Source organism: Inconstantimicrobium porci, from assembly GCF_009696465.1.
In the GTDB taxonomy this organism is placed as follows: Bacteria; Bacillota; Clostridia; order Clostridiales; family Clostridiaceae; genus Inconstantimicrobium; species Inconstantimicrobium porci.
On the sequence record NZ_VULX01000046.1, the window covers coordinates 1 to 8111 of the forward strand.

The window sequence follows — 8111 nt, forward strand, 5'->3', positions numbered from 1 at the left end:
CGAGGCAGCGGCCGAAGGTAGGGTCAGCGATTGGGGTGAAGTCGTAACAAGGTAGCCGTAGGAGAACCTGCGGCTGGATCACCTCCTTTCTATGGAGAACATCACGATGGCAGAAATGCTCATCGTGGTACACGAAGACTGGTTTTTCCTCTGTTTAATTTTGAAAGATTAAGTAACGCACTAGTTTTCTAGTGCGTTTTTTGTTTGTAACAATATGTGTTAGACAAAACATAGTAAAAATATTATAATTGAGATAAAAATGTATGAAATTGAAATTAAATGAGAGAAGGTTAAAAATGCAAGCAGTAATATTAGCCGCAGGTATGGGCAAAAGATTAAAGGAATTAACTAATAATAACACTAAGTGCATGGTTAAAGTAAATGGTGTTACAATGATAGAAAGAATGCTGTCACAATTAGATAGGCTAAACCTATCAAGCATAAATATAGTAATAGGATACAAAGGTGAAAAATTAAAGGATTACATAGGAACTTTAAATATAAAGACACCGATAAATTATTTTGAAAATAAGATATATGACAAAACAAATAATATATATTCACTTTATCTTGCAAGGAAGTGCCTGTTAGAAGAAGATACTTTATTATTAGAATCTGATTTGATATTTGAAGATTCTGTTTTAGAGAAGATAGTAAATGATCCTTATCCAAGTTTAGCTCTTGTAGACAAATATGAAAGTTGGATGGATGGTACAGTAGTAACTCTAGATGAAGACAACAACATCACAGAGTTTTTGGGTAAGAAACAGTTTAAGTTTGAAGATATATGTAATTATTATAAAACAGTTAATATTTACAAATTCAGCAAAGAGTTTTCAACTACACATTATGTTCCATTTTTAGAGGCATATTGTAAAGCTCTTGGGGATAATGAATACTATGAACAGGTTTTAAAGGTCATAACATTGTTAGATAAACCCGAAATTAAGGCAACTGTTTTAGATGGCCAATCATGGTATGAAATAGATGATGTTCAGGATCTAGATATAGCAGAATCAATCTTTACAACATCAACTAAGGAGAAGCTTGCAAGGTTCCAAAAGAGATACGGTGGATATTGGAGATATCCTAAACTAATAGATTTCTGCTATCTGGTAAATCCATTTTACCCGACTCCAAAACTTCTTGATGAAATGAAAGCAAACTTTGACAGATTAATAGGTGATTATCCATCTGGAATGGATGTTAACAGTCTTTTAGCAGCAAAGTATTTTGGAATTCATAAGGATCAGATAGTTATAGGTAATGGGGCGGCTGAACTTATAAAATCATTAATGGAAACATTAAGAGGAAAGATAGGAGTCATACTTCCAACATTCGAAGAATATCCAAACAGAAGAAACAAGGAAGATATAGTGGCTTTCCATCCATCAAACAGAGATTACTCATACAATGCAGATGATCTTATAAACTTCTATGATGATAAAGATATATCTACACTTTTATTAATAAATCCTGATAATCCGTCCGGTAACTATATTATGAAGAAAGATGTTTTAAGAGTTGCGGCCTGGGCAGAACAAAAGGGTATAACATTTATCGTTGATGAATCATTTGTAGATTTTGCTGATAAGGAAGAAGATACATCATTAATAAATGAAGAAATAATTCAGGAGTATTCTAAGCTTGTTATAGTAAAGAGTATATCAAAGTCTTTTGGAGTACCAGGAATACGTCTTGGAGTGCTTGTTTCTAACAATGTGGATGTAATAAGCTATATAAAGAAAGATGTTGCTATATGGAATATTAACTCATTTGGCGAATTCTATATGCAGATAAGTGAAAAATATAAGAGTGATTACGTTGCAGGACTAAACAAATTTAAAACTGTAAGAAAAGATTATATGAGCAAGCTTTCAGAAATTGAAAACTTAAGAGTTATACCAACACAAGCTAACTATGTTTTATGTGAAGTACTTGGAGGGCATACATCTACAGAGCTTACAGAACAGCTTTTAAGTAGATATGATATTTTTATAAAAGATTTATCAACTAAAAAGGGATTCGATGGACAGTACATCAGAATTGCTGTGAGAAAACCAGAAGAAAATGAAAAATTAGTTGAAGCTATGAAAATATTATTAAAATAATAGTGAGAAAGATAGGTTAAGGGTGAACACATATGAATATAAATGCCATAAAGGAATCATTTATTAATGTTAGCGGTAATATTTATGATTCTGAATTTATTAACTTAGCTAATGTTGAGCATAATCAAATACATTTAGATGATAGAACTTTATTTTTAGATGAAGCAGAAAAAAGTGTGTTAAACAAGGATAAGATTGAAAATTATGATAATACTATATACGTTTATAGGTATAAAGATGCATATGGAATCATATGTGATCTACCTATAGAAGAATATAATAATGGTAATGTAAGATGTCATGAACTTGTATTGTCAGATACAATACAGGGAATGCTGAGCAATCTTCATGGATATAACTGTGAAGTTGCTCCTGTGCTTCTAGCTCATAAAAAGAGTATAGATTATCAAAAGATAATTAATTCAGGAAAATATACAAAAAGATTTGAATTTAAAGACCTTGATATGTATGTATTCTGTGGAGATGCTGCAGATGAAATAATTAAACAATTTTCCGATGTAAAGAATCTATATGTTGCAGATGGTCATCATCGTCTTTATACAACATCTTTATGTGGTTTTAAAAGTTCGGTTTTATCATGCGTTGTAAGTTTTGATTATTTAAATATTATGCCTATACATCGTATAATACCTGATGTTAAGGAAAATGAATTCAATAAAGCTAAAGAATTTATATGCAGGAGGTTTGATGTGCTTCCTGGTGAGACACCATTATGTAAGGGTAGAATAAGAATTAATTATAGGAATGAGAGCTTTGTAGTAAAGCTGATAGAACTTAACTCAGATGCATTCTGGAACAACGACGTGTATAGACTTAATACACAGATTATTTCCCAAGCATTTAGAATATTTAATACTGATAGGCTTAGTTATGCTTCTGATTCTGAATTAAAAGGTGAAGACTATAGCTTGAGTCAGAATGATGTATTGATAGAAACATATCCTGTGGATAAAGATGAATTTATAGAATCCATAGATAAAAAGTGTATAATGCCACCAAAGTCTACGTGGTTTACACCTAAATTTCCATCTTTTCTTGTGTTTAAGAAATATCAATAAGGAGATGAACTTATGAAGATATGTTTTTTTGGAGGAAACATCTCCAGTACAGGAGGAACAGAAAGAGTATCCACAATTATTGCTAATAAGCTAGCTGAAGAAGGTCATGATGTATATCTTATGAGTCTTGTTAAATGTGAGAGTTCTTCATTTGAATTAAATAGTAAAATAAAAGTTATCTGTATGGAAAATGGTTCAGGCAATAACAAAAAGAATTTTATACCTATAGTAAAAGAACTTAAGGGTATATTTGATAAGTATAAATTTGACGTCTTAATAGAAGTTGATGTAATGCTTAGAATTTTCACTTTTCTGGCTGCAAGAAATAGAAACATGAAGGTGATTTCATGGGAGCATTTTAACTTTAGAACAAATTTAGGAGCAAAGTTAAGAGATATTGCTAGAAGAATCGCTGTTAAAACATCCGATTATATTGTAACATTAACAGAAGAAGATAAATTAGATTATGAAAAAAGCTTAAAATGCAAGGCAAAGGTTATCTGTATTTCAAATCCACTAGTGTTCTATCCTAAAGAGTATAGTAAGCTTAATAATAAAGTAGTACTGTCAGTTGGGAGAATGCATCCTCAGAAAGGTTTTGACATGCTGCTTGAAGCATGGAGTAAGGTTGTTAAGGAAGACAATACATGGGAACTTAGAATCGCTGGTGATGGAGCTGACTTTGAAAAGATTAAGCAACTTGCCAAGGAATATGGAGTAGAAGATTCAGTTAACTTTTTAGGACATATAAGCGAAGTTCAAAAACAGTATCTTGAATCAAGTATATATGTAATGGCATCGAGGTATGAAGGATTCCCGATGGTACTTTTAGAGGCTATGTCTTTTGGGCTGCCTGTTGTGAGCTTTGACTGTCATACTGGTCCTAGTGATATTATAATAAATAATGAGGATGGACTGCTGGTTGAAGCTTGTAATACTGATAAGTTGGCTCAGAATGTATTGAAACTTATGAAGGATGACGAAATGAGAATCAGCATGGGGAACAATGCTAAAGATAATATAAAAAGATATGATGTAAAAAATATTATGGACAAATGGAATGATATAATAAAAGGAGTTTAATTATGACGAATCAAAAAGAAAATAATTACGACATATTTAAAAAGGTATTTAGAAAATATCTACCGGTAATAGTTGTTTTAGCTGTTATTTTATCCGTAGTTATTATTTATAAACTAAAAAGAAAGCAGCCAACATATTTAATTAAGAATACAGTGAAGGTGGAAGAAGACGCTTCGCTACTAAACAGAAATTTAAAGATTTCTAAAGTTCAACAGAGTGATGATTTTTACAATAAGATAATAGCCGAAGACAAGTTTAATGAGATTTATGGAAAAACTCAAAAATCTAACAAAGATGAAGATAAGAGAAAGTGGCTTGATTCTGTTGTATCAGTTGAATCAAGTGATAAGGATGATGAAAATAAATTAAAATATACTATTTCAACATTAGATAAGGATAATGCAAAGAAATTATGTGAGTTATATTTTAATACATTAAATTCATGTTATAAAGGAGTGCAGACTCAATATTATAAAACAGAAATTGAACTTTTAACAAAGAAGATTGAAATAATGAAAAATGAAATAAATTCATTAGGATTAAGCAAGGAATCTAATATATCAGCTGCATATAGTGATGCACTTAATGAACTTGCCAACGCAAAAGTTTTTATTAACACTAATAGTGACGAATATATCAAAGGTGATGTATCAGAACAATTAGTTGGTATAGGCAAGAAAAAGTATCTTGAAGGAATAGCTATTGCTGTATTAGGGTCAGCATTTGTAGTATTATTTATAGGATTTATTGCAGAATATGTTAAAGAAAGAATAAAAGTATCTCATAATACGAGAGGATAATTATTTATGATCTATTTATTGATTTTGTTTTTTATCTTTATTCTAGCATTCTTAGATGTTTCAGATGATGCTGTTTTTCCAAAGTATAAGAATACTTTATTGATTTTCTGTTTTATGTTGATGTTTATAATTGCTGGATTTAGATATCAAGTTGGGTATGATTTTAATTCATATGAAAGAATATATAATAATATTACTTTGTCTAATTTTAGAGGTAATAACCTGGAAATAGGTTTTTCTTTATTTGTATGTTTATTAAAGAAAATTGGACTTGGTTTCCCTGTAATGATAATGTTGATTGCAATGGCAAGTATATTTATTAAGTATAAAGTTATAAGAGAATATTCTGTATATCCTTTTATATCATTATTAGTATATTTTTCTGCTAATTTTATAATACAGGATTTTGGACAGATAAGACAGGGGCTTGCAATAGCTTTTACTTTATATAGTATTAAGTATATTAAAGACAAGAAGTTATTTAAGTATTTGATAGTTATGATGATGGCTATAATGTTCCATTATTCAGCAGTGCTGTTTTTACCAATGTACTGGTTGGCGCGTATAAATGTAAATAAGAAAGTTATAGCAACTGCTTTGATTGTATCAGGAGTATTCTTTGTCTGCTCTAAGAGTGGTGTTATTGATTATGTTGTATTAAAGGTTATAAACCAGCCATATATTTCATATAAGTATGTTGCTTATATGTCTAGTGCTGGAGGTATAGGAATATTTAAGCTTACGTTTTTATCAAGGCTGGTAATTTTTACGCTGTTCTATGTATTGAGAGATAAAATTAAGGAAAATTGTGAATGCTACAATATACTATCTATGGCGTACCTTATTTCTATATTTATGTATGTTGCATTTAACTTTAATGGAGCACTTGCTACAAGAGGTGCTTTATATTTTAAAATTGTAGAAATTCTAATAATTCCGCAGATTATTTATGCTGTTAAAGATAAGATTATTATGTTCAATGGTCTGATGATATTATATCTGTTTACATTTAAGGATTTATACTTTGAGATTATGAGCAGCAGTGATAGGTTTATGCCTTATAGAAATTTAATTAGTGAATTTCTGAGGAATGTGTTTAGTTAAAGGAGATAGGAAATGCTTTTTTGGTATTTCTTTAGTCTTTATAGTAATAATACAATTACTTATGATGTTTAAATATGAAGTAAAGCCATCTGCTGATTTTGGTGTGATATTTAATCAGGCAGTTAAACTTGCAGATATAGAGGGATTAAATAAGATTGGTTCGTACTTTGAGATGTATCCTAATAATATACCATTATTAGCATTAATGACTTTATGGCTTAAACTGATGAAGCTTTTGGGAGTAGTAAATTATAAGATTAGCGCTGTAATATTAAATATTATCTTTATAGATACAGCTGTTACTTTTTTTTATCTATCGTCAAAAAGAATATTTAAAAATAATGACAGCATTATACTTGTTATGATGATGATAATGTTCCTGCCATTTTATACGTATGTAGGAATGTTCTATACTGATACAATGTCCATGCCGTTCATTGCTATAATTGTTTATTTGAGTACATTCATTGGTGACGAGTGTACTGGTTATAAGAATAATTATAGGAAAATAATTTTATTAGTATTATTGGGAGTAACAGCTTGCCTAGGATTTAAAATGAAGGCTACAGTTGGAATATTATTAATAGCATTTATAATATTTGAAATTATTATGAAAAAGAATTTTAAGCTTAAAATGATAAATATAGGCGTTGCATTATGTTCATTTATAATTACAGGTGTTATTGTGGGTAATTGTATTAATTTAGTTCTGCCTATTAATCATAAGGGGCAGAGTGAAAAGAGTCTTCCGTATACACACTGGGTTATGATGGGATTAGGAAAGTCAGGATATTACAATGAAGAGGTCTTCGGAAATGGAGCTCCACTTACATACTCTAAATTAAGTGCAGTTGGTTTTTATGATGAGAAAGATGTTGTGGAAACTTCAAAGCATAATACTTATAATGATAAAATTAGATTTAACTTACAGGAAATAAACGCAAAAATTTGTTCTTATGGTGTAAGTGGTATGGCAAAACATATTGTGAAAAAGACTATCTGCACATGGGGTGATGGAACGTATTATGCTTTATTATATTTACCTACTGAAAAGTTTACTCCTGCAAAAATTAAGGTTTATAGAAATATATCCTTTGCATATCATATAACTTTAATATTCTTATTTATAGTTGGATTAATAGGGATAATAAAGAAAAGAAAGCATAACACAGACTTTATTGTATATGTATCTATTTTAGGATTGGTAATATTCTTGAGCATTTGGGAAACTTCACCAAGATATGTGTTGAATTTTATGCCTTTAATATTATTTCAGGCATCTCCAGCAGTTGGAGAGTTGTGTGACAAAATTAAATTTAGGAAATAATATATTACTCAATAAAATACCCAAAATATTAAAATGCATCTTAGGTTACAGAATTATGTTTGGAGCTTAAGGTGTATTTTTATGTCTTAAGATAGAAAAAAGATGTGACTTTTATATTTTCTCCAATTTATTTAAAAATAAATTAGAGAAAAAAATGAAAAAACGTGTTGACAAGCGGGGAATAAATTTATATAATAACACATGTCGCCACGAGTGGTGACAAATAAATGTTCTTTGAAAATTGCATATTAGTTAAACAAATTACATTTAAAGTAATATCTCAAATGTCAAATTCAAATGAGAATTTAGATTTTAGTAACTTTGTTAGTGATATTAAAACAGGTTTTTAATTTAAGATAATCTGTTTTGGACGAAAGGAACAAGTAGTACGCGGAGACGACCAAACGAGCAACGGAGTTTGCTTATAGCAAATGAGTAGCGCAATGAGGGAAGTCGACAAAGTAATACGCAGTTAATTTCGGACAAAAAGGTCAAGCTACAAAGGGCGCATGGTGAATGCCTTGGCATCAGGAGCCGATGAAAGACGTGATAAGCTGCGATAAGCTTCGGGTAGGCGCACATAGCCAGTGATCCGGAGATTTCTGAA

Annotated in this window: 6 protein-coding genes and 2 rRNA genes; all 8 read left to right on the forward strand. The window is 30.2% G+C overall.

Annotated features, from left to right (window positions below; translation table 11 throughout):
• A 16S ribosomal RNA gene (locus FYJ33_RS15475) occupies positions 1–89 on the forward strand; the annotation flags it as partial.
• A 207-nt stretch (positions 90–296) separates the two neighbouring features.
• Positions 297–2111 (forward strand): aminotransferase class I/II-fold pyridoxal phosphate-dependent enzyme, encoded by a 1815-nt coding sequence (locus FYJ33_RS15480; RefSeq protein ID WP_154532800.1) that lies wholly within the window; start codon positions 297–299, stop codon positions 2109–2111.
• Positions 2112–2143: 32 nt separating this feature from the next.
• Positions 2144–3190 carry a DUF1015 family protein gene (locus FYJ33_RS15485; RefSeq protein ID WP_154532802.1) on the forward strand — a complete coding sequence of 349 codons (1047 nt, stop codon included), beginning with the start codon at positions 2144–2146 and terminating at the stop codon, positions 3188–3190.
• A gap of 12 nt (positions 3191–3202) precedes the next feature.
• The gene (locus FYJ33_RS15490) at positions 3203–4273 is read left to right on the forward strand and encodes a glycosyltransferase family 4 protein (RefSeq protein ID WP_154532804.1); all 1071 of its coding nucleotides are present in this window, start codon (positions 3203–3205) and stop codon (positions 4271–4273) included.
• A 2-nt stretch (positions 4274–4275) separates the two neighbouring features.
• Entirely contained in the window at positions 4276–5073 is a 798-nt protein-coding gene (locus tag FYJ33_RS15495; protein ID WP_154532806.1) for a hypothetical protein, read from the forward strand.
• A 6-nt stretch (positions 5074–5079) separates the two neighbouring features.
• A complete protein-coding gene (locus FYJ33_RS15500) occupies positions 5080–6177 on the forward strand; it encodes an EpsG family protein (protein WP_154532808.1) in 1098 nt (365 codons plus the stop codon).
• A 61-nt stretch (positions 6178–6238) separates the two neighbouring features.
• A complete protein-coding gene (locus tag FYJ33_RS15505) occupies positions 6239–7504 on the forward strand; it encodes a glycosyltransferase family 39 protein (RefSeq protein WP_206046728.1) in 1266 nt (421 codons plus the stop codon).
• Between the two features lie 489 nt (positions 7505–7993).
• Positions 7994–8111: ribosomal RNA gene (locus FYJ33_RS15510) — 23S ribosomal RNA — on the forward strand; the annotation flags it as partial.